General features: G+C 72.3%; 18 protein-coding genes, 1 tRNA gene and 1 pseudogene. 8 read left to right on the top strand and 12 right to left on the bottom strand.

Features of this window, described 5'->3' with window-relative positions:
- Positions 1-154: 154 nt before the first annotated feature.
- Positions 155-2,701, top strand: a complete 2,547-nt coding sequence (pepN, locus tag MXD59_RS11160; protein WP_248824615.1) for an aminopeptidase N — start codon at positions 155-157, stop codon at positions 2,699-2,701.
- Between the two features lie 159 nt (positions 2,702-2,860).
- On the opposite strand, the gene MXD59_RS11155 is transcribed toward pepN, so the two are convergent.
- The 6 genes from MXD59_RS11155 to MXD59_RS11130 form a co-directional block, all read right to left on the bottom strand.
- Entirely contained in the window at positions 2,861-3,304 is a 444-nt protein-coding gene (locus tag MXD59_RS11155; RefSeq protein ID WP_248810770.1) for a DUF5130 family protein, read from the bottom strand.
- Positions 3,291-3,662 (bottom strand): hypothetical protein, encoded by a 372-nt coding sequence (locus MXD59_RS11150; protein ID WP_248824614.1) that lies wholly within the window; start codon positions 3,660-3,662, stop codon positions 3,291-3,293. Before MXD59_RS11150 ends, MXD59_RS11155 begins: the two co-directional genes overlap by 14 nt.
- Before the next feature lie 10 nt (positions 3,663-3,672).
- Complete coding sequence (gene malQ, locus MXD59_RS11145) at positions 3,673-6,084, bottom strand: 4-alpha-glucanotransferase (protein ID WP_248824613.1); 2,412 nt, start codon at positions 6,082-6,084, stop codon at positions 3,673-3,675.
- A complete protein-coding gene (locus MXD59_RS11140) occupies positions 6,081-7,802 on the bottom strand; it encodes an ATP-binding protein (protein WP_283096737.1) in 1,722 nt (573 codons plus the stop codon). Before MXD59_RS11140 ends, malQ begins: the two co-directional genes overlap by 4 nt.
- A gap of 194 nt (positions 7,803-7,996) precedes the next feature.
- Positions 7,997-8,731: a response regulator transcription factor gene (locus MXD59_RS11135; protein WP_308301691.1), complete on the bottom strand. Its 735-nt coding sequence runs from the start codon at positions 8,729-8,731 to the stop codon at positions 7,997-7,999.
- Positions 8,732-8,816: 85 nt separating this feature from the next.
- Positions 8,817-10,085, bottom strand: coding sequence for a mechanosensitive ion channel family protein (locus MXD59_RS11130; RefSeq protein ID WP_248824726.1), 1,269 nt, complete (start codon positions 10,083-10,085; stop codon positions 8,817-8,819).
- 435 nt (positions 10,086-10,520) lie between these two features.
- Here MXD59_RS11130 and MXD59_RS11125 point away from each other — a divergent pair, with 435 nt between their 5' ends.
- Positions 10,521-11,036 (top strand): HNH endonuclease, encoded by a 516-nt coding sequence (locus MXD59_RS11125; protein WP_163549320.1) that lies wholly within the window; start codon positions 10,521-10,523, stop codon positions 11,034-11,036.
- 57 nt (positions 11,037-11,093) lie between these two features.
- A complete protein-coding gene (locus tag MXD59_RS11120; RefSeq protein ID WP_248824611.1) occupies positions 11,094-12,662 on the top strand; it encodes an SDR family oxidoreductase in 1,569 nt (522 codons plus the stop codon).
- Here the strand turns inward: MXD59_RS11120 and MXD59_RS11115 are convergent.
- Positions 12,621-14,975 carry an ATP-binding SpoIIE family protein phosphatase gene (locus tag MXD59_RS11115; RefSeq protein ID WP_248824610.1) on the bottom strand — a complete coding sequence of 785 codons (2,355 nt, stop codon included), beginning with the start codon at positions 14,973-14,975 and terminating at the stop codon, positions 12,621-12,623. The two genes, MXD59_RS11120 and MXD59_RS11115, sit on opposite strands and share 42 nt — an antisense overlap.
- A gap of 188 nt (positions 14,976-15,163) precedes the next feature.
- Between MXD59_RS11115 and MXD59_RS11110 the strand changes: the two genes are divergently transcribed.
- Entirely contained in the window at positions 15,164-16,891 is a 1,728-nt protein-coding gene (locus tag MXD59_RS11110) for a glycoside hydrolase family 13 protein (protein WP_248824609.1), read from the top strand.
- 30 nt (positions 16,892-16,921) lie between these two features.
- On the top strand, positions 16,922-17,344 hold the full coding sequence (locus MXD59_RS11105) for a globin (protein ID WP_251079226.1): 423 nt from the start codon (positions 16,922-16,924) through the stop codon (positions 17,342-17,344).
- Between the two features lie 134 nt (positions 17,345-17,478).
- On the opposite strand, the gene ettA is transcribed toward MXD59_RS11105, so the two are convergent.
- On the bottom strand, positions 17,479-19,161 hold the full coding sequence (gene ettA / locus MXD59_RS11100) for an energy-dependent translational throttle protein EttA (RefSeq protein WP_248810781.1): 1,683 nt from the start codon (positions 19,159-19,161) through the stop codon (positions 17,479-17,481).
- A gap of 141 nt (positions 19,162-19,302) precedes the next feature.
- Between ettA and MXD59_RS11095 the strand changes: the two genes are divergently transcribed.
- Positions 19,303-20,649, top strand: a complete 1,347-nt coding sequence (locus tag MXD59_RS11095) for a DUF1214 domain-containing protein (protein ID WP_248824608.1) — start codon at positions 19,303-19,305, stop codon at positions 20,647-20,649.
- 127 nt (positions 20,650-20,776) lie between these two features.
- On the opposite strand, the gene MXD59_RS11090 is transcribed toward MXD59_RS11095, so the two are convergent.
- A complete protein-coding gene (locus MXD59_RS11090) occupies positions 20,777-22,852 on the bottom strand; it encodes a DUF7846 domain-containing protein (RefSeq protein ID WP_248824607.1) in 2,076 nt (691 codons plus the stop codon).
- 85 nt (positions 22,853-22,937) lie between these two features.
- Positions 22,938-23,528, bottom strand: coding sequence for a single-stranded DNA-binding protein (locus MXD59_RS11085; RefSeq protein WP_248824606.1), 591 nt, complete (start codon positions 23,526-23,528; stop codon positions 22,938-22,940).
- A gap of 411 nt (positions 23,529-23,939) precedes the next feature.
- Between MXD59_RS11085 and MXD59_RS11080 the strand changes: the two genes are divergently transcribed.
- On the top strand, positions 23,940-24,821 hold the full coding sequence (locus MXD59_RS11080) for an aldo/keto reductase (protein ID WP_248810789.1): 882 nt from the start codon (positions 23,940-23,942) through the stop codon (positions 24,819-24,821).
- Between the two features lie 246 nt (positions 24,822-25,067).
- Positions 25,068-25,140 (top strand) — tRNA-Arg (locus MXD59_RS11075).
- Positions 25,141-25,257: 117 nt separating this feature from the next.
- On the opposite strand, the pseudogene MXD59_RS11070 reads toward MXD59_RS11075, so the two are convergent.
- Both MXD59_RS11070 and MXD59_RS11065 read right to left on the bottom strand, forming a co-directional pair.
- A pseudogene (locus MXD59_RS11070) lies at positions 25,258-25,504 on the bottom strand (tyrosine-type recombinase/integrase); the annotation flags it as partial.
- A 279-nt stretch (positions 25,505-25,783) separates the two neighbouring features.
- Positions 25,784-26,796, bottom strand: a 1,013-nt coding sequence (locus MXD59_RS11065; RefSeq protein ID WP_248824605.1) for an IS3 family transposase, incomplete at its 5' end; no start/stop codon positions are given.

Below are 26,796 nucleotides of genomic sequence, written 5' to 3'. Positions count from 1 at the left end.
GGCGGTGTACCGGCCACGGAGGGTCTCCCACCAGGGTTCGGGCCCGCCGGTGGCGTGCGAGACTGAACCTCGGTGTGAGCCGTCCCGGCAGGCGCCGGTCGACGTCCGAACTAGCTGCGAGCCGACGCGCGAGCGGCAAGCTGAGAGGAACCGGGTGCCCAACAATCTCACCCGCGACGAGGCGCGCGAGCGCGCCCGCCTGCTCAACGTGGCGTCCTACGACGTCGAACTCGACCTGACGACGGGCCCGGAGCACTTCCGCACGTCGACCCAGGTCATCTTCACCAGCACCGAGCCGGGAGCGTCGACGTTCATCGAGCTCGCGGCCGCCAGCGTCGACGAGGTCGTGCTCAACGGCCGGGCGCTGGCGGTGGCCGACGTCTTCGACGGGGAGCGCATCCGCCTCGACGGGCTCGCCGAGGCCAACAACCTGCGGGTCATCGGCACCGGGGTCTACTCCCGCACCGGTGAGGGGCTGCACCGCTTCGTCGACCCCGTGGACGACGCGGTCTACCTCTACACCCAGTTCGAGACGTACGACGCGCACCGGATGTACGCCTGTTTCGACCAGCCTGACCTGAAGGCCACGTTCACCCTCACGGTGACAGTGCCCGCCGACTGGTCGGCGATCTCGGGCGGGGCGGTCGCCGCGACGGCCGAGGCCGCCATCGGGGTGCGCACGATCCGCTTCCTCGAGACCCCGGTGATGTCGACCTACATCACCGCGCTGGTCGCCGGTCCGTACCACGAGGTCCGCGATGAGCACGACGGCATCGACCTGGGGCTGTTCTGTCGCCGTTCGCTGGCCGAACATCTCGACCCCGACGAACTGTTCGAGATCACCAGGGCCGGCTTCGACTTCTACCACCGGGTGTTCGACTACCGGTACCCGTTCGGCAAGTACGACCAGTTGTTCGTGCCCGAGTTCAACGCGGGCGCGATGGAGAACGCCGGCTGCGTGACGTTCCTGGAGGACTACGTCTTCCGGGCGAAGGTCACCGAGGCCCGCCGTGAGCGCCGCGCCGAGACGATCCTGCACGAGATGGCGCACATGTGGTTCGGCGACCTGGTCACCATGCGCTGGTGGGACGACCTGTGGCTGAACGAGTCGTTCGCGACCTACATGTCGGTGCTGGCGCAGGTCACCTCCACCCGGTTCACCAACGGGTGGACGACGTTCGCCAACGCCGAGAAGGGCTGGGCGTACCGCCAGGACCAGCTCTCCTCGACCCATCCGATCGTCGCCGACGCCCCCGACATGGACGCGGTGCGCACCAACTTCGACGGCATCACCTACGCCAAGGGCGCGAGCGTGCTCAAGCAGCTCGTCGCCTGGGTCGGGCAGGAGGAGTTCCTCGCCGGCCTGCGGTCGTACTTCCGCCGCTACGAGTACGCGAACACGTCCCTGCGGGATCTGCTGGACGAGCTGGAGAACGCCTCCGGGCGTGACCTGTCCGCCTGGTCGGCCGCCTGGTTGGAGACGACCGGCGTCAACACGCTGCGCCCGCGGTTCTCCACCGACTCCTCGGGCCTGTTCACCTCGTTCGACGTCGTGCAGGAGCCGGCGAGCGCCCCGCCGACCGCCTCACGCACGCTGCGTCCGCACCGGCTGGCCGTCGGACTCTACGATCGGGACGCCGACGGCGCGCTGGTCCGCCGCGAACGGATCGAGCTCGACGTCACCGGTGAGCTCACCGAGGTGCCGAAGATCGTCGGTGCCCGCCAGCCGGATCTGATCCTGCTCAACGACGACGACCTCACCTTCGCCAAGGTCCGTCTCGACCCGCGGTCACTGACCACCCTGATCGACTCGATCGGGTCGTTCACCGAGAGCCTGCCCCGGACGTTGTGCTGGGCGGCGGCGTGGGACATGACCCGCGACGCGGAACTCGCCGCCCGCGACTACGTCCGCCTCGTGCTGTCCGGGGTGAGCGCCGAGGACGACATCGGCGTGGTGCAGTCGCTGCTCGCCAAGGCCGATCTCACCATCGACGCCTACGGTGACCCGGCGAACCGCGCCACGGCGCTACGCGCGCTCACCGAACGCTCCGAGGAGCTCGCCCGGGCCGCCGCACCGGGCAGCGACCTGCAGCTGGTGTTCACCACGACGTTCGCCAGGGCGGAGAACCCCGAGCAGATCGCCCGGGTCCGCGCCCTGTTCGAGGGCACCGAGGTGCTCGACGGTCTGGTCGTGGACACCGAACTGCGCTGGACGCTGCTCATCCAGCTCGTCGCCCGGGGCGTCTACGGCGACGCCGAGATCGACGCCGAGCTCGCCCGGGACCGCACCGCCACCGGCGAGAAGCGCGCCGCGACCGCCCGGGCCGCCCGCCCCACCGCCGAGGCGAAGGCCGCGGCCTGGTCCGCGGTGATGGACTCGGCGGACCTGTCGAACCACCTGGCGGTGGCGACGATGAGCGGCTTCTGGATCTCCGACCAGCAGAAGATCACCCTGCCCTACGTCGACCGGTTCTTCGCCGAGATCGGCGGTATCTGGTCCTCGCGCAGCTTCGACACGGCCGCGACGATCAGCCAGATGCTGTTCCCGTCCTCGGTCATCTCCCCCGACACGGTGGCGAAGGTCGACGCCTACCTGGCTGAACGCGACCCGACCCCGCCGCTGCGCCGAGCCCTGCTCGAGGGCCGCGACGGCCTGGTCCGCGCCCTGGCCGCCCGGCAGAAGGACATCGCCTCCGGTTAGCCGGCGGCCGCGCCCGCCGTCCTGGCTTCCCTTCGTCGGCCAGGACGGCGGCACCGCCGGGCACCGCGAGCCCCTCAGCGCACGGCGTGGCTCAGCGCACGGCGTGGCTCAGCGCGGGACGCAGCTCAGTGCGCGGCCCGGTTCAGTGCGCTCCGTGGTTCAGTGCGGGGCGGGGCTGCCAGCCGGGGCGGCGGTCGGAGCCGACGGGCGCAGGGCCGCCGGGGTGGTGGCGGCGGGGCCGGCGGCCTCGGCGAGCTGGCGGATGCCCGAGGTCAGGCCGCCGACCAGGTCGCCGAGGGAGAAACTGGACGTCATCGCGAGCGAGGCGAGGCTCGACGCGGTGTTGCTGATCCGCTTGCGGGCGGCGGGCGTGGTCGAGATCCGCACGACGCGCTGCCCCGGGGAGACCACGATCAGGACGGCCGGGTCCCGCGCGGGGTCGCCGACGAGGGTGGACAGGGTCCGCTCCGCGGCCAGGCGGATGTCACCACGCACGGCGCCGACCCGCAGCGTGAACGGGATGCCACTGTGCTTCTCGGCCTGCTCGAGCGCCCGATCCAGCCGCTCGAGCTGCTCGGGGCTGAAGGCCTCACCAGTTGCCACTGGCTCCACCTGCTCCCGGAACGGCCTTCTCCTCGCGGGCGCCCTCGAGCTCCTCGGGACGCTTGCCGACCCAGACGTCGTCGTGCTCCCAGGCCTGGCCCGGACGGTACCGGGTCGGGCCGCTGCGCCGGCCTGACCAGGCGGCCAGCAGGATCGCGATGAGGAACCCGCCGGCGATGGCGCCGCCGTAGATACCCCAGGTCTGCAGAACGGTCAACGGGTCGGGGTTGTACTTCGTCCCGATCTCCGCGGCTGATGCCGTCGCGGCGAACACCGGAACGGTGAACATCGCGAGGCCGGCGACCGTGAGCACCCGGCGGTAGGCGGCGCCCCTGGGCCGCGCTGGACGTGGAGTCACGCAGCGAAGGTTACCGGGAAGTGGTGCCCGGGTCCTCCGACAGGGGTACCACCCGGCCCCCACCGGAGGGTGAGTTCGGACTCTCCGTACCCGCGTCCGCCCGAACCTCGCCCAGCAGCGCCCCCAGCCGGGCCACGGCCGGTTCGGCCAGCAGCCGTTCGAGGGTGACCTCCGCGCCGTCGCCGTCACGCACCGGCAGCCGCCAGTTCGGGTAGGCGTCGGTGGTGCCGGGCAGGTTCGGCTGGTGCCGATCGCCGAGCGCGTCGCCGGGCGCGGCGAGCACGACCTGGCAGGGTGAACGGACGAGCAGCCGGTGCATTCCCCGCACGTAGGCGTCCAGGTCGCCAGGTGGGAACGCCTGCCCGACCCCGGGTGACGCGGGCGTCGCCGCACCCGCGGTGTCCAGCAGGCCCTCGGTGTCCAGCGGGCCCTCGGTGTCCAGCAGGCCCTCGGTGCGCAGCAGGGCGAGCAGGGCGTCGCGGTCACGCCGCCAGGCGTCGGCCTCGGCCTGTTCGGAGCGGCCGAGCAGACCCAGACCGGCACGCAGGCGCACATGTTCGCCTTCGAGGTAGCCGGCGGCGGTCGGCAGGTCGTGGGTGGTGACGCTGGCCATGGTGGCCGCCCGGTACCGGGCGGGGGGCAACGGGTTGCCGTCCTCGTCCTGCTCGAACCACAGCACCGAGGAGCCGAGCACGCCGGCCGCGTCCAGCGCCGTCGCCATCGAGGGTTCGACGGTGCCGAGGTCCTCGCCGACGACGAGGGCGTCGGCCCGGGTGGCCTCGAGCGCGAGGAGTCCGAGCATCGCCTTCGCGTCATACCGGACGTAGGTGCCGCGGGCCGCACCGGCACCCCGCGGAATCCACCACAGCCGGAACAGACCGAGGATGTGGTCGACCCGCAGCCCGCCGCCGCGGCGCAGCACCGCGGCGACCATCTCGCGCAGCGGGGCGTACCCGGTCTCGGCCAGGGCCTGCGGTCGCCAGGGTGGCAGCCCCCAGTCCTGGCCCTGCTGGTTGAACGAGTCCGGCGGCGCGCCGACACTGGCCGCGACCGCGAGCACGTCCTGCAGTGCCCAGGCGTCGGCGCCCCCCGCGTCGACGCCGACGGCCAGGTCATGCACGATCCCGGCGGCCATCCCGGCGGCCCGGGCGGTGGCCTGCGCGGTGGCGAGCTGCTCGTCGCAGCGGTGTTGCAGCCAGCTGTGGAAGGCGATCCGGTCGGCGAGTTCGACCCGGGCGGCGGCGACGGCGTCGGTGTCCGGGCGGGTGAGTCCCGCGGGCCAGCCGCGCCAGTCCGGCCCGTGTCGTTCGGCCAACGCGCACCAGGTGGCGAAGTCCGCGAGGTCCGCGTCCCCCGGCTCCGCGGCGTCCGCCGCCTCCGCCGTGGTGGCGTTCGCGGAGCCGGCGGGACGGGTGGTGGCGAACAGCAGCTCGAGGGCTGCGAGCTTGGCCGTCCAGACGACGTCGCGATCGAGCAGGCCGTCGGGTCGGCCGTCGCGGCGGGCCCGGGCGGCCAGGTCGTCCACGGCGGCCCGGGTGGCGGCGTCGGCCTGAGCGTACTCGCGGGTGGCCTCGGGACGCAGGTACAGCGGCGCGGCGAAACGCCGGCTCACCGGGGAGTACGGCGAGTCGGCGACCGGGAGGGTCGGCGCGGCCGCGTGCAGCGGGTTGACCAGCAGCACGTCGGCTCCGGCCGCCCCGGACCAGGCCGCGAGCTCACCGAGGTCGCCGTAGTCGCCCATCCCCCAGCCGTGCTCCGAACGCAGCGCGTACAGCTGGATCATCCAGCCCCAGGCCCGCCAGCGCGGTCCCCGCGCCCGCAGCGCCGCGGGTCCCGGCAGCACGTCCGGCACGGCGATGACCGGGCAGCGCGACGGCTGGCCGGCGATGGTGACGTGCAGGACGTGATCGCCCAGCGGCAGTCCGGCGGGCAGGGCGATCGGGCGGGCCACCCACGGCTGGCCGTCAAGCTCCCGCCGATCCCGCGGGCCACCGGGGGCGGCCAGCGCCAGCCGCGCGCCGGTCTCCAGCTCCACCTCGGCGTGGACGTCGACACCGACCGGCAGGTACACCGTGACCGACTCCGGCGTCGCCGCGGACACCACGGCGCAGGGCGGCAGCTGGCGGCGCCACCGGGCCTCGTGCAACCGGTCGAGGGCGGCCACCGGATCGCTCGGGTCGATGCCGAGCAGCCCCAGCACGGCGCGCACCGTGTCGGCGGCGATGGGTACCGGCTGGTCCAGCGCGTCGGTGTACCCCACCGCGACACCGCAGGCGTCGGCCAACGCGGCCAGATCCGCGGGCACCGGATCGGCGAGCGCGGCCGGATCGGCGGGCGCGGGCGCAGCGGCGGGGATGGGCGGGGCGGCGGGCGCAGGGCGGGGAGTGGGGTCGGCTGGGCTCACACGGTCGTCTTGGCTCACACCGCAGGATTCTGACCGGGTCCCGGGGGCGCGTCCTCACCCCGCCCCGGGTGGGGTGGTTCGAGTGCCGGTCGGCTCCACGGGGAGACGGGGGGCAGGCCGCGCGGGGAGACCGGAGGCTGGCCCTGCGGCGGGGAGACCGGAGGCAGGCCCTGCGGCGGGGAGACCGGAGGCAGGCCCTGCGGCGGGGACGGGGGCGGGGTGTAGACGTCCGGGAGGTCGAAGGCGCTGGCCGGCTCGGCGGGAGGCAGCCACATCCGCAGCAGGGCGCCGCCGCCGCTGGGTGCGGCCTCGGCCCGCACCCAGCCACCGTGGGTGGCCACCGCGTCGGCGACGATGGCCAGGCCCAGGCCCGAACCGGGCAGTCCGCGGGCGGAGGTGGCCCGGTAGAAGCGGTCGAAGACCTGGACACGGTCCTCCGGGGTGATCCCGGGGCCCTCGTCGGTGACGGTGACCTCGGTGCCGTGGCAGCTGATCCGTACCACCGACACCGGGGGTGAGAACTTCACGGCGTTGTCCAGCAGGTTCGTCACGGCACGTTCCAGCAGGTTCGCCCGGCCGTTGACGACATGCCCACCGGTGAGGCCGACCATGGGGCCGGCACCCGCCGCGCCGCCGCCGATGACGGCGGGAGTCGCCGCGGCCGAGGTGTCGGTGGCGTCGATGGTGTCGGTGGCGTCGATGCTGCTGGTGGCGTCGATGGTGTCGGTGGCGTCGATGCTGCTGGTGGCGTCGTCGCCGATCTCCACGTCGATCAGGATGCCCTTGCCGTTGGCGCGCCGGCGGGCGCGTTCGGCGGCGGCGCGGACGATGTCGGCCAGGTCGAGTCGTTCGACCTCATCGGCGGGCACCTCGTCCCGGGCGAGTTCGACGAGCTCACTGACCAGGCCGGACAGCTCACGCATCTGGGCGTCGACGTCGCGCAGCAGGGCCTGGCGGTCGGCCACGGGCAGGGCCCGGTGCGGGTTGGCCTCGGCGCGCAGCAGCAGCTCGATGTTGGTGCGCAGGCTGGTCAGGGGGGTGCGCAGCTCATGGCTGGCATCGTCGACGAGCTGGCGCTGGCGGGCCCGGGAGGCCTCCAGCGCCCGCAGCATGCTGTTGAGGCTCTCCGCCAGCCGGGCGATCTCGTCGGTGCCGATGACCGGGATCAGGGCGGAGAGGTTCTGGGTGCGGGCGACCTCCTCGGCGGCGGCCGCCGCGGCGTCGACGGGTTTGAGCGCGGCGCGCGCGACGATCCGACCGGCCAGCGCCGAACCCACCACCCCGATGACGCCGACGACGAGCAGCACCAGGCCGAGTTCACGCAGCGTGCGGTCGACGTCGGTGGTGGGTCGGGCGAGCTGCAGCGCGGCGGCCACCGCCGGCCGTTGCAGCGGGACGGTGACCAGCCGGTAGGACTGCCCGTCCACGGTGATGGTGCGCAGGTTCTGGGTGCGTTCGCGGCGGGCCACCTCGGCATCGGCGGCGTTCACCGGGATCGGCACCTTGTTCCACGGTGAGACCGCGTTCTCCAGCGGGTTGCCGGCGGCGTCGAGGAACTGGCCCTCCAGCCCGAAGCTGAAGGCCTGCACGCCGCTGCCCAGCGCGTTGGTCTGGATCGTGTCCGCAGATGCCTGCGCCTGTTCGACCAGCTGATCGTCGATGGCGTTGTTCAGCACGATGCTGGTCGCGCCGAGCGACACCCCGGCGACCACGGCGACGGCGGCGGCCACCGCCATGCCGACCAGCAGGGCGAGGCGGGCCCGCAGCGTGAGGCGTCCCAGCGGCGAGGACGGGCGCAGCGTCGAGGGCTGACCGGCGCCGAAGCGGCGGGTGGCCCGGCGCTCACCCGAACGCCCGGGGACGGGTTGGCCGGGAGGGATCGGGTGTCCCCAGGCCGGAGCGGAAACGGCGCCCGGGGAGGGCGCAGCGCTCACGTACGGTCCCCCGAGGGCTCACGCAGCACGTATCCCACGCCGCGCACGGTGTGCAGCAGCCGGGGTTCGCCGGCGGCCTCCAGCTTGCGGCGCAGGTAGCTCACGAAGACCTCAAGCGAGTTGGACGTGGGACCGAAGTCGTACCCCCACACCCGCTCCATGATCGTCGATCGGGACAGGACCTGGCGCGGATGTCCGAGGAAGAGTTCGAGCAGCTCGAACTCGGTCTTGGTCAGCGTCAGTTCCCGCTGGCCACGGTGCACCTGCCGGCTGACCTGGTCGAGCGCGACCCCGGCGTAGGACAGCACGGCGCCGGGCATGCCACTGCCCGACCCGGCACCACCGGCGACGCTGGCCGCCCGGGCCGCCAGTGCCGCCCGACGGATCAGCGCCCGGAGCCGGGCGAACAGCTCCTCGAGGGCGAACGGTTTGACCAGGTAGTCGTCCGCGCCGACGTCCAGCCCGCTGACCCGGTCAGCGAGGCCGTCCCGGGCGGTGAGCATGAGCACCGGCACGTCGTCGCCGCGTGCCCGCAGTTGGCGGCAGGTCTCCAGCCCGTCCATCCGGGGCATCATGACATCGAGGATGAGGATGTCGGGTTGGTCGCGCTGAACGGCCGCGAGCGCGTCGATACCGTCACCGGCCGTCGCCACCTCATAGCCCTCGAACCGGAGCGAACGTTCCAGGGACTCCCGCACGGCCGTGTCATCGTCGACCACCAGTACTCGCACGGTTCCCAGTCTGCCCCGGCGGCGCCGACCCGCGGCGGTCCGCCGACTCGTCTCAGCAACACCTTTCGCGGTCTTCAGCCAGGCTTCAGCCCCGCGGCCGGCCCTGCTCAGATATGGGAGAGGTGCTCGGCGGGTCGATCCGCGGCCGGGGTACGTCCTCGGTGATGTCCGTCGCGCCGGAACTACCCGCGTTGCCGGAGATGCCGGAACCGCCGGGCTGCGCGGTGTCGTCGTCCTGCGCCGCCGGCTCGTCGTCGTCGTCGTCGACGACGGTGACCTCGCTGCGCTGGACGGACCCCAACGCGATGCCCTCGAGGCTCAGCGCGTTACGGACCCGCTCGCGCAGTTCGCGGGCGACATCCCACTGTTTGAGCGGCTGGGTCTTGATCGCCACCCGCAGGGTGTAGCCGTCCGCGGTCATCGACTCCATGCCCCACACCTCGGGCGCCTCGAGGATCACCGCGCTCCACTCGGCGTCCGACCAGAGGCTGTCGGCGGTGCGGGTGAGCACCCGCTTGGCGGCCTCGACCTCGGTGTCGTAGTCGAGCGGGACGTCCAGGACGGTGCGGGCCCACTGCTGGCTCTTGTTCCCGATCCGGGTGATCTCACCGTTGCGGACGTACCAGACCGTGCCCTCCACGTCCCGCAGCCGGGTCATCCGCAGGCTGACCGCCTCGACGGTGCCCGACACCGCGCCGACGTCGATGACGTCCCCGACGCCGTACTGGTCCTCGAGCAACATGAACATCCCCGACAGGAAGTCGCGCACCAGGTTCTGGGCGCCGAATCCGACGGCGATTCCCAGTACACCGGCACTGGCGACGATCGGGGCGAGATTGATGCCCAGCTCGCCAAGGGTGCTCAGAAAGGCCAATCCGAACACGAAGACAGAGGTCACGCTGCGCAGGAGTGAGCCGGCGGTCGCGGCCCGCTGACGGCGCCTTTCCATCAGGACGGACGGATCACCGAACGCGCCGAGCAGTGTTCCGGCCCGCGTCCCGCGAAACGGCCCGGCGGCGTTGCCGGACCCGGCCCGTTCGGTCGTTCGGCGAATGAACCGGTGCAGCAACGCGCGGACCAGGAAGGCGATGACCAGGATCAGGGCGATGCGGATCGGGGTGCCGAGGAAGACCTCCGCACCCGAGGCGAGGTAGTTGCTGTGCGTGGCGTTGTAGACGGTGCGACACAGCAGGCCGGGATCGGTACCGCAGGCGTCCCGCACGGCGTTGGCGACGCCGGCCAGGGAGACCAGCGGATCCGTGCTGGTCGTCGGGCTGGGGGTGGGCATCGGGGTGATCGTCGCGGCGGCGGAGGCGGCCGTGGCGGTGGGGCTTGGCGGGCTCGACAGCAACATGCCCAGTCCGGGGATGGGGATGAGCGGGGCGGCCAGCAGGGACGAGGCGGGCGTCACGACGTAGGTCGACCTTCCGATGCTGATCTGATGGATGCCGGGCCGGTTCCCCCCCGGGAGACGACGATCAGCGATCAGTCTCGCCGATGCCCACCACCTCCCGGCGCCCCACCCCCCACGTCAACGGCGTGGCACCGATCCGTCCACTATCGGGACCACGCCCGGCAAACAGTCGACGCTGCGTAACCAACAGGCCGCACAATGATCGGCGGAGAGTGACAAACGCCACCAGATATGTGCAGCGACACGGTGTGAATTGCGATGACCATGCAAACAGGCTCGCGTTCTGCCGCCGAAGGCGGTTGACTGTCCATTGTCACCGGAGACGCTGTGCAGATCGGCCCGTAAAGGGCCCTCGGTGGGCAGGAGGTTCGGCGCGTGGCAGAGGCGCTGGTTCTCAACGCCACGTATGAGCCTCTGTGCGTGGTGTCGCAACGGCGCGCGCTCGTTCTGGTCCTGACGGACAAGGCGGTCATGGTCGAGTCCGCCGGCCAGGTACTTCGGTCCGCGGCGACGTCGATCGACGTTCCCATCGTGGTGCGGTTGGCCCGGTTCGTGCGGGTGCCCTACCGTTCCCAGGTTCCACTCACCCGCAAGGGCGTGCTGGCCCGTGACCACCACCGGTGCGTTTACTGCAACGCGCCGGCCACCTCCTTGGATCATGTGATTCCCCGTTCCCGCGGGGGTCAGCACGTATGGGAGAACGTCGTGGCGGCCTGCGGTCGCTGCAACCATGTCAAAGCCGACCGGGCTGTCGCCGATCTGGGCTGGCGGCTTCGCACGGCACCTCGAGCGCCGAGCGGAGCCGCTTGGCGCATTCTGGGCTCCCGTCGGATGGATCCGCGCTGGTCGGCCTATCTGAGCGCGGATGTGACCGAGGCCGCCTCCGCGTGAGGCCACCGGCCGCGCCGCCCCGGGATTCCCACTGCCGGGGCGGGGCAGGTAGCCGGAGTGCTCATTCTGGTGACCGGTGCTACCGGGTACATTGGCGGCCGGCTGGCCCCCCGTCTGCTTGAGCGCGGCCACACCGTGCGGGCCATGACCCGCGACCCGGCCCGGTTGCGGGATATCGCCTGGGCCGGCCAGGCCGAGATCGTCCGGGCCGACGCCCGCGAACCCGACACGTTGGGTGCGGCCCTGCGCGGGGTGGACGTCGCCTACTACCTGATCCACTCGATCGACGGCGGCGGCGACTTCTCCACCGTCGACCGGCAGGCCGCGACCGCCTTCGCCACCGCCTGCCGCGACGCCGGTGTGCGGCGCATCATCTACCTCGGCGGCCTCGGGCCGGCCCAGGACGCCGGTGGGGGCGGGCAGGCCCTGTCCGCGCATCTGAGTTCGCGGCACGAGGTGGCCCGCATTCTGCTCGACTCGGGTGTGCCCACCCTCGTCCTGCGGGCAGCGGTGATCATCGGTAGTGGCAGCGCCTCGTTCGAGATGCTGCGTCACCTCACCGAGCGTCTGCCGATCATGCTCACCCCGCGCTGGGTGCGCACACGCATCCAGCCCATCGCCGTCCGGGATGTCCTGCACTATCTGATCGGCGCGCTCGAGGCGCCCGCCGACGCCCACGGCTCGTTCGACATCGGCGGACCGGACGTGTTGACCTACGCCGAGATGATGCAGCGCTTCGCCGCGGTCGAGGGGCTGCGCCGGCGGATCATCCTCGGCGTGCCGATGCTGTCCCCCGGCCTGTCCTCGCTGTGGGTCGGGGTGATCACCCCGGTGCCCAAGGCCATCGCCCGGCCGCTGGTGCGCTCGCTGCGCACCGAGGTGGTGGTGCGCGACGGCGGGGCGGTGCGCACGATCATCCCCGACCCGCCGGACGGTCTGATGGGCTTCGACGCCGCCGCCGCCCACGCCCTGAGCCGGGTCCGCGAGCGCGGTGTGGAGACCCGCTGGTCGACCGCGGTCTGGCCGGCGAGGTCCGGCGGCCACAGCGCCACCTCGCCCCCCGGCGAACCCGCGCCCACCGATCCGCAGTGGAGCGGCGGGGCGCTGTTCGTCGACGAACGCGACAGTGACGTCGCGGCCGACCCGGCCCGGCTGTGGGCGGTCATCGAGGGCATCGGCGGGGAGAACGGCTGGTACTCGTGGCCGCTGGCCTGGTCGGCCCGCGGCTGGCTGGACACCCTGGTCGGTGGGGTCGGCCCGCGGCGTGGCCGACGTGATCCGGCGTCGGTCCACGTCGGCGAGGCCCTGGACTTCTGGCGGGTCGAGGAGATCGAACCCGGACGGCTGCTGCGCCTGCGCGCCGAGATGAAGCTGCCCGGTGAGGCCTGGCTGGAACTGCGGGCCCTGCCCGGCGACACCCCCGGCACCGCGCTGTACCGCCAGCGGGCGGTGTTCCGTCCGCACGGGCTCAACGGGCAGCTCTACTGGTGGGCGGTCAGCCCCTTCCACGCCATCGTGTTCGGTGGCATGGCACGCAACATCGTCCGCGCGGCCGAGCACCTGGCCGCCGCGGACGACGAACACTCAGGAGCGGCCCTGGCCCTGCACCGGGGGTCCACCGTCTGAGGTGCCGCCGGGGGACAGTTCGCCGAAGACCGGTCTCGGCGGGGCCGCGGGGTCGGCCTCGGGAAGTTCGGTGTCGAACCAGACCCGCTTGCCGTTGACCGTGGTCTCCACACCCCAGGCCATCGACAGGGCCTCGACGAGCAGCAGCCCCCAGCCGGACTCGGGGTCGGGCCGGTTGGCCGCCGCCGCCCCCGGCCGTGGCAGATGGGCGCCCTCGCGGTCCTCGACGCTGACCCGCAGCCGACCGGGCTCCAGGAACGCCCGCAGCACCAGGTCGCTGCGCGCGTGCAGGACCGCGTTCGTCACCACCTCGCTGACCAGCAACGTCACATCCTCGACCGCGGCGATGCCGTAGTCGAGCAGGACGGCGCGGATCGCCGTGCGGGCCTGCCCGGAGGAAGCGGCCACCGCGGGCAGGGAAAGCTCCAGCAGCGGCGGGTTCACCGTGAGCGTGGTCAGCACGATCAGCGCCGTGTCGTCATCGGTACGGCTGGGCAGGTCGGCGGCGAGCAGGCAGCGTTCCAGCAGCGAACGGGCGGTCTCCTGGGCGGGGCCCTCACCGGTGCCGGCGATGACGTCCGGGCCGAACCAGCTGCGCGCGGCGAACGAACCGCCGCGGGGTCGACGCCGGCGCCGTTCGACGCCGCGGGCGGGCAGCGGCAGCGTTCCGCGCCGGTCCTGGCCGCTGCGCCGGTCTGCCACACCGGGCGGGGGGCCCTGGGACGGGCCGGGGGCCCGACGGTCCGTCCAGACGCCGGGGGCCGCGTCGGCCATCTCACTGAAACCAGCCGCGATCGCGGCCGCGGCGTCGAGTTCGGCCTGGGCCTCCCGGGCCGCGGCGGCCTTGGCGCGCTGTTCGATCAGCCCGCGACGCAGGTTCTGCAGCCCGTCGGAGAGCGGGCGGCGACGCGACTCGACCAGACCGTCGGTGAACATCACCAATGCGGATCCGGGCGGCAGGGTCACCCTGGTCTCGCTGAAGCCGGCGGCCTCGCCCTCACCGACCCCGAGCGGCAGGCCCGGTTCGAGCACCAGATAGTCGGGGTCCTCGTCGGGCAGCACGACCAGGGGTGCCAGGTGGCCGGCGTTGGCGATGACGGCCCGTCCGGTGTGCCGGTCGTAGACGGCGTACATGCAGGTCGCCATCTGCAGGCCGGGCAGCATCCCGACCACCCGGTCGAGGCGGTAGAGCACGTCCGCCGGCGGCCACTCCTCGAGCGCGTAGGCGCGCAGCGCCGCCCGCAGCTGACCCATCACCGCCGCCGCCTGCAACCCGCGGCCCATGACGTCGCCGATCGCGACGCCGAACCGGCCGCCGGAGAGCGGGATGATGTCATAGAAGTCGCCACCGACCTCGGTGCCGGCCGTTCCGGGGCGGTACTCCATGGCGATCTCGACGCCGTCGAGCGCCGGGGGGTTCGCCGGCAGCAGCGAACGCTGCAGGGTCAGCGCCGACTCCTGGGCCTCCCGGAACCGCATCGCGTTGTGCAGTGCGATCGAGCCGCGCCGGGCCAGTCCCTCCAACAGCAGGATCTCGTTGTTGCGGTAGTCGCCCGTGGGCCGCCCGACCGAGAGCACACCGAAGATCTCCCCGCCGGCGGACAGCGGGACATGCGCCGTCGGCCCGTCACGTAGCTGACGGAACCGCTGGTAGCCCGATTCGGTGGCGGCCGTGCGCAGGGCGCGCATGTCCGCCAGGCGCGGCAGGCTGTAGGTCTGCCCGGAGCGCAGCACCAGCCCCGGCGGGTAGTCGTCGGCGAGCAGCGGGGGGCGAGCGGAGATCATGGCGCGCAGCAGCTGGTCGACCCGCGGGTCAAGCGAGCTCGAGGCCGCGAGCTGCGGGGTGTCCTCCTCGCGCAGCCACACCAGGCTGACGGCACCCAGGTGGGGCAGGACGAGGTCGGCGAGCAGGCGGGCGACCCGGTCCGGGTCCAGCGACTCGGCGAGCAGCAGACCCGCGTCGGCCAGGAAGCTGCCGGGAACTCCCCCGGACTGGCCCAGACCCGGCAGGTGGCCCACTGGCCCACGCCTGCCCGGCCCACTCCCGGCCTGCCCACTCCCGCCCGGCCCACCCCCGGCCGGGCCACGGGCAGGGGCCGCGCCCGCCGAGCGGACGCCGCGGGCGGTGCGGCGCAGCACGCCGACCAGCCGATCGACCGCCCGCCGACCGGACGCGGCCGCTGCCGCCCCCGGACCGGCGTCAGCCGCCGCGCCACTCGCGCCGACCGCGCCCGTCTCGTCGCCTGGTACAGCGGAGTCGGACGCGTCTGACCGATGCCCGGGAGCCTGGTCGGACGTCGAAGCCGTATCCACTCGCTTCTGACGGTTCCCGACTCCCGGGACTGAGCCGTAACGGCCAGTCACCTGGTCCACCTGCGGAAGTGTAGTTCCGTACCCTGACATCGCGCAGCGCGAGCAGGTCGGTCGGACCCGACAGCGGGGCCCCGTTCGCTACCAGGATGGAGCGGATGAGTACACGTCATGGCAGCACAGATGATTCCATGATTGATCCAGACGATGCCGATCGCCCCGGTTCTCCGGCTCCGGGGGGCGCCGACTGGTGGCGCCGGGCCGTGCTCTACCAGGTGTACGTGCGCAGCTTCGCCGACTCCGACGGCGACGGGGTCGGTGACCTGCCGGGTCTGCGCCGCCACCTGCCGGTGCTGGTCGAACTCGGCGTGGACGCGCTGTGGATCACCCCGTTCTACCGGTCCCCGATGGCCGACCACGGCTACGACGTGGCCGACCATCGCGACGTCGACCCGCTGTTCGGGCGGCTCGCCGACCTGGACGCGCTGCTGGCCGAGGCCGCGGCGGCGGGGCTGCGGGTACTCGTCGATCTCGTCCCGAACCATTCCAGCGCCGCGCATCCGGCGTTCGTCGAGGCGCTCGCCGCACCGCCGGGTGACCCGCGGCGCGCGCTGTACGTCTTCCGGGACGGGCGCGGACCGGACGGGGCGGCCCCGCCGAACAACTGGCGGTCGGTCTTCGGCGGCCCAGCCTGGACCCGTGTCCCCGACGGCCAGTGGTACCTGCACCTGTTCGACGCCGCGCAGCCGGACTGGAACTGGTCGCATCCGGCGGTGCGCGCCGACCACGAGGCGACCCTGCGGTTCTGGCTCGACCGGGGGGTCGACGGGTTCCGCATCGACGTCAGCCACGGCCTGGTCAAGGACGCCGAACTGCGGGACAACCCGCCCGGCGTGGACCTCGAACCGGACAGCGGTTTCCGGGACGAGGCCGAGCCGCACGTGTGGGACCAGGACGGCGTCCACGAGATCTACCGGTCCTGGCGGACCCTCACCGAGGGTTACACCGCTCGTGATGGTCGGGCCCGGGTCCTCATCGGTGAGACCTGGGTGAGCGATCCGGTCCGACTGGCCCGCTATGTCCGCCCCGACGAGCTGCATCTGACGTTCTCGTTCTCGTTGCTGGGCGCGCCGTTCACGTCGTCGGCGTGGCGGGCGGCGATCGACGCCGAACGGGACGCCCTCGGCGCGGTCGGGGCCGCGGCCACCTGGGTGCTGGCCAACCATGACGTGGTCCGTCCGGTGGGCCGCTACGGCGGCGGGGCGGTCGGTGAGCGCCGGGCCCGGGCGGCCCTGCTGACCATGCTGGCGCTGCCCGGGGTCGCCGTGCTCTACCAGGGTGACGAGCTGGCCCTGCCGCAGGTCGAGGTGGCCCCGGCCGACCGGCGCGACCCGGTGTGGACCCGTTCCGGGGGTACCTCGGCGGGCCGGGACGGCGCCCGGGTACCGATGCCCTGGTCGGGGGACGCGCCGCCGTACGGCTTCAGCGCGGACGGCGTCCGGCCGTGGCTGCCGCAGCCGGCGGACTGGGCGGCGCGCACCGTGCTGGCCCAGGCCGCCGATCCGATGTCGACCTGGCTGCTGGTGCGCGGCGCGCTCACGCTGCGTCGCTCACTGCCGCATCTGCGGGGCGACGAGCTGCGCTGGCGTGACGATGTTCCGGCCGGCTGCCTGGCCTTTGACCGGCTCCCGCCGGTTTCGGGCGCCGAACCCGGTTCCGCGTCTGCGTCCGGACACACCGCCGGGACGGCCACCTCGGTGGGGCCGTCCGGTATGACGTGTGTGATGGCCACGGACGGGCCGGTGCGGCTGGCGATCTCCGGACGGCTGGCGCTGGCGAGCGGACCTGTGGGTTATGACGGTGCGACCCTCGATCTGCCGGCGGACACGACCGTCTGGGTGGCGCCGCCCGCCCCCTGAGGGCCCACGCGTGGCCGGGGCGGCCGATGGCTGGCGCACAATGGACCAGTGAGCCAGCCTTCCACCCCGGCCCAGCCCACCACGACCTTCTTTGACGCGGTCGGCGGGGAGCCCACCTTCCGCACGCTGGTCGCGCGGTTCTACGAGGGCGTGGCCAGTGACCCGGTGCTGCGCCCGCTCTACCCGCAGGACGATCTCGAGGGCGCCGAGGAACGGCTACGGCTGTTCCTCATCCAGTACTGGGGCGGTCCCAGCGACTACCAGGCGCTGCGCGGCCATCCGCGACTGCGGTTGCGTCACGTCCCGTACGCCATCGGCCACGCCGAACGTGAGGCGTGGCTGGTCGTGATGCGCCGGGCGGTCGATTCGCTGAACCTGCCGCCCGACCAGTTCGCCACCCTGTGGGAGTACCTGCGCACCGCCGCGAAGTCCCTGCAGAACCGACCGGACTGACCCGCCCGTAACGCCGTGGCGCCCATGGTGGCCCGCCTGTTCCTGGCCGGCCACCATGGGCGCGTGTGGACCCAGTCGCGTGTGGACCCAGTCGCGTGTGGGCCCAGTCCCGTGTGGGCCCAGTCGGGGTGGGCTCAGTCGCGGGTGAGCCTGCGGTGGGTCACCCGGTGCGGGCGGGCGGCCTCCTGGCCGAGGCGGTCGATCTTGTTGGCCTCGTAGTCGGCGAAGTTGCCCTCGAACCAGAACCAGCGCCCCGGGTCCTCGTCCGTGCCCTCCCAGGCCAGGATGTGGGTGGAGACCCGGTCCAGGAACCACCGATCGTGGGAGATCACCACCGCGCAGCCGGCGAACTCCAGCAGCGCGTCCTCGAGGGAGCGCAGCGTCTCGACGTCCAGGTCGTTGGTGGGTTCGTCGAGCAGCAGGACGTTGCCGCCGCGCTTGAGGGTGAGCGCGAGGTTGAGCCGGTTGCGCTCACCGCCGGAGAGCACCCCGACGGGCTTCTGCTGGTCGGGGCCCTTGAAACCGAACGACGACACCCACGCCCGGCTGGGCAGTTCGGTCTTGCCGACGATGATGTGATCCAGCCCGTCGGAGACGATCTGCCAGACGTTCTTCTTCGGGTCCAGGCCCGAGCGGGACTGGTCGACGTAGGCGATGTCGACGGTGTCGCCGATGACGAGCTCACCCGCGTCCGGTGTGGCCTGCCCGGTCAGCATCGTGAACAGGGTGGTCTTGCCGACCCCGTTCGGGCCGATGACGCCGACGATGCCACCGCGGGGCATCGTGAACGACAGCCCTTCGATGAGCGGCCGGTCGTCGAAGCCCTTGGCGAGGCCGCGGGCCTCGATGACCTGGTTGCCCAGGCGGGGGCCGGGTGGGATCTGGATGTCGTCGAAGTCGCGCGGCCGGGCCCGGTCGGCCTCGGCGGCGAGCTCCTCGTAACGGGCCAGGCGGGACTTGCTCTTGGTCTGGCGGGCCTTCGGGTTGGAACGGACCCATTCCAGCTCCTGGGCGAGGACCCGGCGCCGCTTGGCGTCCTTCTGGCCCTCCACCTTCAACCGGCCGGCCTTGTTCTCCAGGTAGGTCGTGTAGTTGCCCTCGTAGGGCAGGGCGCGACCGCGGTCGAGCTCGAGGATCCACCCGGCGACGTTGTCGAGGAAGTACCGGTCGTGGGTGACGGCGAGCACGGCGCCGGCGTAACGGGCGAGGTGCTGCTCGAGCCAGGCGACGCTCTCGGCGTCGAGATGGTTGGTGGGCTCGTCGAGCAGCAGCAGGTCGGGGGCCTCCAGCAGCAGCTTGCACAGCGCCACCCGGCGCCGCTCACCACCGGACAGCAGCGACACGTCGGCATCGCCCGGGGGCAGCCGCAGCGCGTCCATCGCCTGGTCGAGCTGACTGTCGAGCTCCCAGGCGTTCGCCGCCTCGATCCTGTCGATCAGCTCGGCCTGCTCGGCGAGCAACGCGTCGAAGTCCGCGTCGGGCGCGGACATCTTCTCGTTGATCTCCTCGTAGCGGGCGAGCACCCGACGGATCTCCTGGACGCCGTCCTCGACGTTGCCGCGGACATCCTTGGTCTCGTCCAGGGATGGTTCCTGGGCGAGCATGCCGACGGTGTAGCCCGGGCTGAGGGTCGCGTCGCCGTTGCTGGGCTGGTCGATCCCAGCCATGATCTTCAGCAGGGACGACTTCCCGGCCCCGTTGGGACCTACCACCCCGATCTTGGCTCCGGGTAGGAACGACAGGGTCACATCGTCGAGGATGACCTTGTCGCCGTGGGCCTTGCGCGCTTTGCGCATCTGGAAGACGTACTGCGCCATGTCTCCAACCCTAGGGCATGACGATGCGGGGCCCGACGCCGGTGATCGGCCCGCCGTGGGTGGGTAGCACTCACCCGGTTGCGGGCACGCAACGTATGACGGCGAACACCCGACGGAATCGGATGGCCTGCGATGCCCGGCATGCGTGCGAACGATCACCGCTTCGGACTGGCGGCCGAGGCCTACGTCTTCGGCTACCCGCTGGTGAGCAGCGTGCGACTGCTGGAGCGGTACGCCGGCGGTGGGCTCGGGAGCCGCGGGAACACCGGCTTCAACTACTTCGACCACCAGTGGGAGCTGCCCGGGCCGCGCTCGTCGTTCGTCAGCCTGGAGGCGGACCTGCTGTCGTCGATCGCCCTGGTCGACCTCGCGGTCGGCCCGGTGATCCTGAAGGTGCCGACCGACCCGGAGCCGCCGCTGCTGGTCGTGTTCACCGACCTGTGGCGCAACGTGTTCGCCTACGTGGGGTCGGCCGGCATCACCGGCGCCGAGTCCCCGGTGCCCTCGTCCTACATCCTGGTGCCGCCCGGGTGGACCCGGCGGCTGCCCGTCGGCTTCGTCCCGATCGAGGCCCCCACCCGGCTGCTCATCGTGACCGCGCGGATCGCCCTGGACAGCCCGCAGGACGCCGACCTCGTCCACCATCGGCAGGACGCGCTGCGGCTGTTCCCGCTCAACCCGCACGGGCCGGCGGCCCCCGGCCCGCCCCCGTTCACCTCGACGATCTGCGAAGACCTGCGGTTCTGGGAGGAGCTGCGGATGTGGCTGGCGGCGTTCCCGCCGGCGTCGGCCGAGGTCGAGTACGCCCGCCGGTTCGCCCCGCTGGGCCTGTTCGACGATCCGTCGCCCTACGTCGACCCGGATCCGTCGCTGGCCTGGTCGCTGCGCGGCGGCCTGCGGGCGGGCCGCGACGGCCTGGAACGCCTGGTGCACGCCGGCCGGGCGCTGCGCGGTGGCTGGTCGAGCACCCCACACGCGCTGGACTTCAACATCGACTTCTTCGGTCCCGGTACCCGCGACGACCCGGCCTGGCGGATCGCGGACCGCCAGCACGGACGCCTGGCCCGGGCGATCCTCGCCCGCCAGCCGGTCGGCCCGACCCACGGGTACCGCAGTCTGCGCGCGAGCTGCCTGTTCGACGCGGACGGTCGACGTCTGACCGGCGCGCACCGCTACACCCTCGACCTCGCGCCGCCGCCGGACGGGGCGAGCTGGTCGCTCACCATGCACGACTATCCCGACTACTACCTGGTCGACAATCCGCTGTCCCGCTACTGGCTGGGCAGCCGCACCAAGGGCTTACGCACCCGACCGGACGGCTCGGTCCGCCTGTTCCTGCAGTGCGAACCACCGTCGGACGACGACGAACTGGCGAACTGGCTGCCCACCGCCCCCGGCGACTTCCGGCCGACCCTGCGCGTCGACGGCCCCGGCCCCGCGGTACTCGACGACAGCTACGCCCCACCCACCATCCAGCGGATCGACTGACCCGGACGACCCACCAGCACCATCAGCACCACCATCACCGCCGGCGTCGGTTGCCGCGCACCGTTTGCCGCGCACCCGTTGCCACGCACCGGCTGCCACGCACCGGCTGCCACTTGCTGGGCGCGGCTCACCGGCTGCCGGACCGTCCCTGGCCAGGCGCCGAGGCGAGGGTGAGGCTCAGCGGTGGACGAGCACCGGCCCCGACCTCGTCGACGCGCCCAAGCGACCCGAGCACCGTGACCGCCGCCGACCCCGCGCGGGTCACCGCACCGGGGGCGCTGGGAGTGCCGGGGGCGGCGGGGGTGGCGAGCCGGACGGGGAGGATCTGGCGGTCCACCGTGCGGTCCCGCCCGTGGGTGTCCGTGGCCAGCAGAGCGACGGTGATCGACGTGCCGCGGCCACCGCGCACGGCGCTGGCCGTCACGGTGGGTGAGTCCGGTTCTGCGGTGTCGCCGCCACCGGACGGGGTGAGGTCCGCCGGGTCGAGGCCGTCCGCGTCGACGGTGAGGGTGAACGCGCTGGCCGCCCGCGGATCGACCGGGACCGTCAGGCGATGGCTGCCGGCGGTGACCACCAGCCGAGCCGATCGCACCGGTCCCGACACCGACCGGGCGCCGACGGCCACCGTCACCTCGACCTGCCCGCCGGCCCGGACAGCCAGCCGTTCGAGCCGGGCCGCCGACGGCGAACTCGGCGACCGGTTGTACGCGGTGGCCAGCCGCAGCAGGTAGGCCGGCCGGTCGGGATGGTCCGCCGCGACGGTCAGGTCGTCCACACCGCGGGCGATGGCGTACAGCTGCCGGCCGTCGAGGTCCGGCCCGTTGGCGGTCACCGGCGAGGGATGCCCCAGGAAGGCGGGGCTGGCCGCGACGAACACCAGCGGCCGCCCCGGCAGCCCGGCCACCATGGCGCGCAGGTCCTTGTCGTGGTCGGTGAGCACGAGGTTGTCGCGCACCGCCCCGGAGAACACGAAGCCGGTCAGTACCGCCACGGCGGTCACCACCGGCACGAGCACCGCGAGGCCCACTCGCCGCCCGCGGGCCAGCAACGCCGCCGCCCCCGCGGCAGCGCCCCGCGCACCCAGATGGACCAGCGGGATGAGCACCGGGACCAGGTAGAACGGCCCGACATAGCGAATCCCACCCCACAGCTCGGCCGCGTTCCACGCCCCCCAGAACCCCACATATCCGATCAGGAACACCACGGCGCCGACCCCGAGCATCGCCGCCGGGGCGGGCAGCCGTCGCCGCACGGCGGCGCCGATCGCCGCGGCGGCCAGCACCACCCCGCCGCAGGCCCAGCCGCCCATCAGCCACAGATGGTCCCCGACCGAGCGCAGCCCGTCGGGCAGCCCGAACTGGTGCAGCCCGTCCGCGGGGTAGAGCCGGCGCCCACCGAAGCCGAGCCGGTCGTCCGGTTCGAGCAGGGCGAACGGCAACCGCAGCGGGTTGCCGGTCGCCGCCAGGTTCGTCACCAGCACCACCACGGCGGGCACGGCCAGCCCGCACAGCAGCCAGCGCAGCAGCCACCAGCGCCGGCCCACGCTGGTGACCGCCAGCCACACCGCCAGCGGACCCAGCAGCAGCACCACGTCGTAGGGCCGCACCGCGGCGGCCACTCCCAGGGCGGCGCCCCCCAGCGCGACCGGCCAGGCCCGCAGGCGACGCCGCCCGCGCAGCACCCCGAGGACCGCGGCCTGCGTCAGGATGAGCGCCGGCAGATAGCTGAGCACCATGGCGCTCTGGATCACGGTCAGCGGGGAGAACGCGAGCAGGGTCGCGGACAACGCCGCGACGCGGCGGCTCCCGCCCAGCTCCACGCCGAGCAGGTAGGTGACGACCACCGCGGCCGCGGCGATGACGGCCAGCGCCAGGTCGATGCTGCCGGTCAGCAGCAGACCCACCGCGTAGATCGCCGGGACGAACGGCGTGTACTTCAGGACGTAGTGGCCGTCGACCACCGTGCCCAGCCACGGCAGGTAGGACTGCGCCGGGTCGGGCGCGGCGGGGAACAGCCGCCCGGCGGCGAGGGTGCGGGCGTGCAACAGGTAGATGCCCTCGTCGTTGTTCACCGACAGCAGCGGGAACACGGTGTGCCGCAGCACGACCGCGCCGAGGCCCGCGCACACGGCGAGCGCCACCACGTACCAGCCGACCGCGCTGCGCCGGGGCACGGACGCGTCGTCATCGTGCCCGGTTGTCACCCCCGGCACGCTACCGAGCAGTCGCGGCCCACCGGGCGGCAGGTCCGGCCCGCGCCGCACTGGCCACGGACCGGACCCGCGCGGGCTAGCCGACCAGCGCATCCGCGTGACGATCCGCGCTGTCGCGCCCGTCGTGGCGGCTCGACATCTCGGCGGGCAGGGGCAGCTCCGGCAGGTCGGCGAATTCCGCCAGCCCGTCGTCACCCGCCGCCACGGCATCATCGGTGAACTCCTCGGCCTGGTCGTCGGGCTGGCCGGCGGCCTGGTCGTCGGGCTGCGCGGTGGGTGCCGGCGCGGGCGCGGGCGTGCTGCCCCGGGCCAGTCGCTGCGAGCGGGCGCCATGCCAGGTCAGCTCGGCCCCGACAGCCTCGGCGTCGATCTCGAAGGAGACCCGCCGCTCGCCCTCGCTCGTCTCGAACGACCGCTGGCGCAGATGCCCGAAGACCAGGGCCCGGTCCCCCTTGGTCAGGCTGGAGGCGACGTTGTCGGCGAGCTGGCGCCAGCAGGAGACCCGCACGAACAACGTGGCGCCGTCGACCCAGCGGTTCTCCGCCCGGTCGAACCGCCGCGGCGTGGACGCCAGCCGAAAGCTGCAGACGGACGCGCCGCCCGCCGTCACCCGCAGCTCCGGCGCGTCGACGAGGTTGCCGACGACAGTGATGGTGGTGTCAAGCATGGTGCTCCTCAGGTTCAGGGAGGGTGCCCCACGACCGGTGTTCGGGGTGCGTCCCAGCCTGCGACACCACCGCGGCCCGGCAAAGCCCATCCGGTGTGGCTGTGGACGACGCGACGCCGTCCACAGCCGGCGCATCCCCACATCGGGCCCGGTAGGAGCGGCCCGGGGCGGGCAACACCGTTCGCGGACGGGAACACCGTCCGGGACACCCCGGTTGTCGCTGTGGGGCTGTTGCCCTCACGGACGCCGCACCCGCCACTGGCCGTAGACCCGGGCGATCCGGGCCACGCCGTCCACGGCAGGCGGTGCCGTCCGTGGGGCGAACCGTCGCCGCGGGCCCCGGCAGCACTCGTGCCGTCCCGCGCATCGCCACACCGCCACGCCGCCACACCGTCGTACCGGAGGACACTGATGTCGACGACCACGACCCCCACCAGCACGGATGCCGCCGCGAGCGGCTCGTTCCGACTCGGCGACGACCTGCCGGTCAACCGGCTCGGGTTCGGCGCGATGCGGATCACCGGCGCTGGGATCTGGGGGCCACCCGCCGACCCGGCGCAGGCCCTGGCCGTCCTGCGCCGAGCTGTAGATCTTGGCGTGACCTTCATCGACACCGCCGACTCGTACGGTCCGGAGGTCAGCGAGGACCTGATCGCCGAGGCGCTGTACCCATACCCGGCCGACCTGATCATCGCCACCAAGGGCGGGCTGACCCGCGGCGGCCCGAACCAGTGGGCCCCCGTCGGCCGCCCCGCCTACCTGCGCCAGCAGGTGGAGATGTCGCTGCGCCGCCTGCGACTCGAGCGCATCGACCTCTACCAGCTGCACCGGATCGACCCCGACACCCCCGTCGAGGACTCCCTCGGCGAACTGAAAGCTCTCCAGGACGAGGGCAAGATCCGCCACATCGGCCTGTCCGAGGTCAACGTGACCGAGCTGGCCCACGCCCGTTCCATCGTGCCGATCGTCAGCGTGCAGAACCGCTACAACCTGGCCTACCGCACCGCCGAGGAGCTGCTCGACTACGCCGAGAAGGAGAACATCGCCTTCATCCCCTGGGACCCGATGGCCACCGGCCGGCTGGCCCAGCCCGGCGGTGTCCTCGACACCGCCGCCAGGACGCACACCGCCTCCCCCGCCCAGCTGGCCCTCGCCTGGCTGCTGCGCCGCTCGCCGGTGGTCCTGCCCATTCCCGGCACCTCGTCGGTGGCCCACGTGGAGGAGAACATCGCCGCCGCCGGCATCACCCTCACCGACCAGGAGTTCACCGACCTGGCCCACCTCGCCGCCTGACCCAAGCAACGCCTAGGTACCAGCGGTACCACCGGCTGATCGCCGAGTAGCCCCGGCGGCCGTCACCCGATCAGGTGACGGCCGCCGGGCTCGGCACCAACGCCGCCAGGCACGACGAAGCACCACAACCGCGACCACAGGCCGTCTCTTCGACGCTCCGGACGCAGGCGTGTCCACCACGTGTCCAGCACAGGCCCTGAACTTGCTACCCTGAGTTCGGCCCGCCCGGTGGGCCCACGCATCAGCGCGCCCGTAGCTCAGTGGATAGAGCGAGTGCCTTCTAAGCACCAGGTCGCAGGTTCGATCCCTGCCGGGCGCACGTAGGGATCATGCCCACATGCTGCGCCTTTCGATCCCTCCGTCATGTCTGCCGGGGAGCCGAGCTCCCCGAAACCCCTCACGTGTAGCAACGCTTGTAGCGACGGGTCGGGCGTGCTCAGGGCCGCGGGTTGGTCAGGTGGCCGTCGAGTTTGCCGAGGGCGCGGCGCTTCTCCCCCATGGACGCATGGACGTAGATCGTCATCGTGACCTCGATCGCCCGAGTGTCCGGCGATGTCGCGGACGATGTGCGGCGGAACGCCGAGGTCGAGAAGCAGGGTGACGCAGGTGCGCCGTAGCCCGTGGAAGGCCATGCTGTCGAGTCCGGCCGCCTGTCGTAGCGGCATCCAGAACCGGCGGAGGTGTGCGCAGTGCGGGTGATCTCGTATGCACGGGCGCCGCAGTCACGGGCGTAGGAGCCAAGGGCAAGGTCGACTTGGTCGGGTTCGGTCATCCGCAGTGCCACCCGCACCGGGAACAGGCCCGGAACGCTCGACGAGGAACTGGACGAGATCACCCGGCGGATGCAGCTGTTCGCCGCCTCCAACGTCGATAACGCCTCCTTGGAGCAGTTGGAAGCAAGCGTCGAGGTCGTCGGCCGCCGGTACGAGATGGAGGGTTCCCGCTTTTGTGGACAGTACGGACTATGCCACGAGAAGGCTTCCTCTGTCAAATTTCTCCTCGAACTCGACTGGAGTGAGGTAGCCGATTGATGAATGTATTCGCTGCCGGTTGTAGTAGACTTCGACGTATTGGAAGACTCCCGCCCGGACGCGGTCGATGGTGTCGAACGGGTGAAGGTGGATGAACTCTTTCTTGAGGGTTGCCCAGAAGGATTCCGCGGCGGCGTTGTCGAAGCAGATCCCGGTGCGACCAACCGAGTTTCGGATCTTGTTTTTGTGGCAGAAGGCAGCGAATTCGTGGCTGGTGTACTGGCTTCCCCGGTCTGCGTGGAATATCACCCCGTCTGGTGGTTGCCGGCGGGCGACGGCCATCCGGAGCGCGTCGAGAACGAGGTCGGTGCGCATATGGTCGGCGACGGCCCAGCCGACGACTTTCCGGGAGAACGCGTCGAGGACGGACGCCATGTACACCCAGCCGTCCCAGGTGCGGATGTAGGTGATGTCGCCGAACCACAGGAGGTTCGGCTCGGACGCCGTGAAGTCCCGGCCGACAAGATCAGGCAGCGAGGAGGGCTCGGCTGCCTGCGTCGTCGTCACCGGCCGCCGTGGCCGCGGATGCACGCTGACCAGGCCCGTCGTCGCCATCAGCCGCTGGACACGCTTGTAGGCGACGGCGACGCCCTGGCGGTGGAGCTCGTGGAAGATCCGTCGCACGCCGTACCGTCCCTCGTGCCGATCGAAGATCGCCCGGATCATGGTGGACAGGGTGACGTCGTCCTTCTCACGCTGCGACGGGCCGCGTTTCTTCCACGCGTAGTAGCCCTGCCGGGAGACATCGAGTTTCCGGCACATGTAATCGACGGGGAACGTGCCCACACCGTCGGCGGAAGCCGGCTTCTCCTGAGCATGGTTCGAGATGAACTCGAACTTCACCTCTGCTCGCTCGCGAAGAAGCTCGGTCGGGTGGCCCGGGGGAATCGCACCCCCGGGCTCCCGCAGATCCCGGCGTGACACTCTCGCGTCACCGGGCTCTT

It is taken from the genome of Frankia umida (assembly GCF_023242945.1).
GTDB classification, from domain to species: Bacteria; Actinomycetota; Actinomycetes; order Frankiales; family Frankiaceae; genus Frankia; species Frankia umida.
The sequence above is the reverse complement of the archived record's forward strand: the minus strand, read 5'-3'. Positions and strand labels throughout refer to the sequence as shown.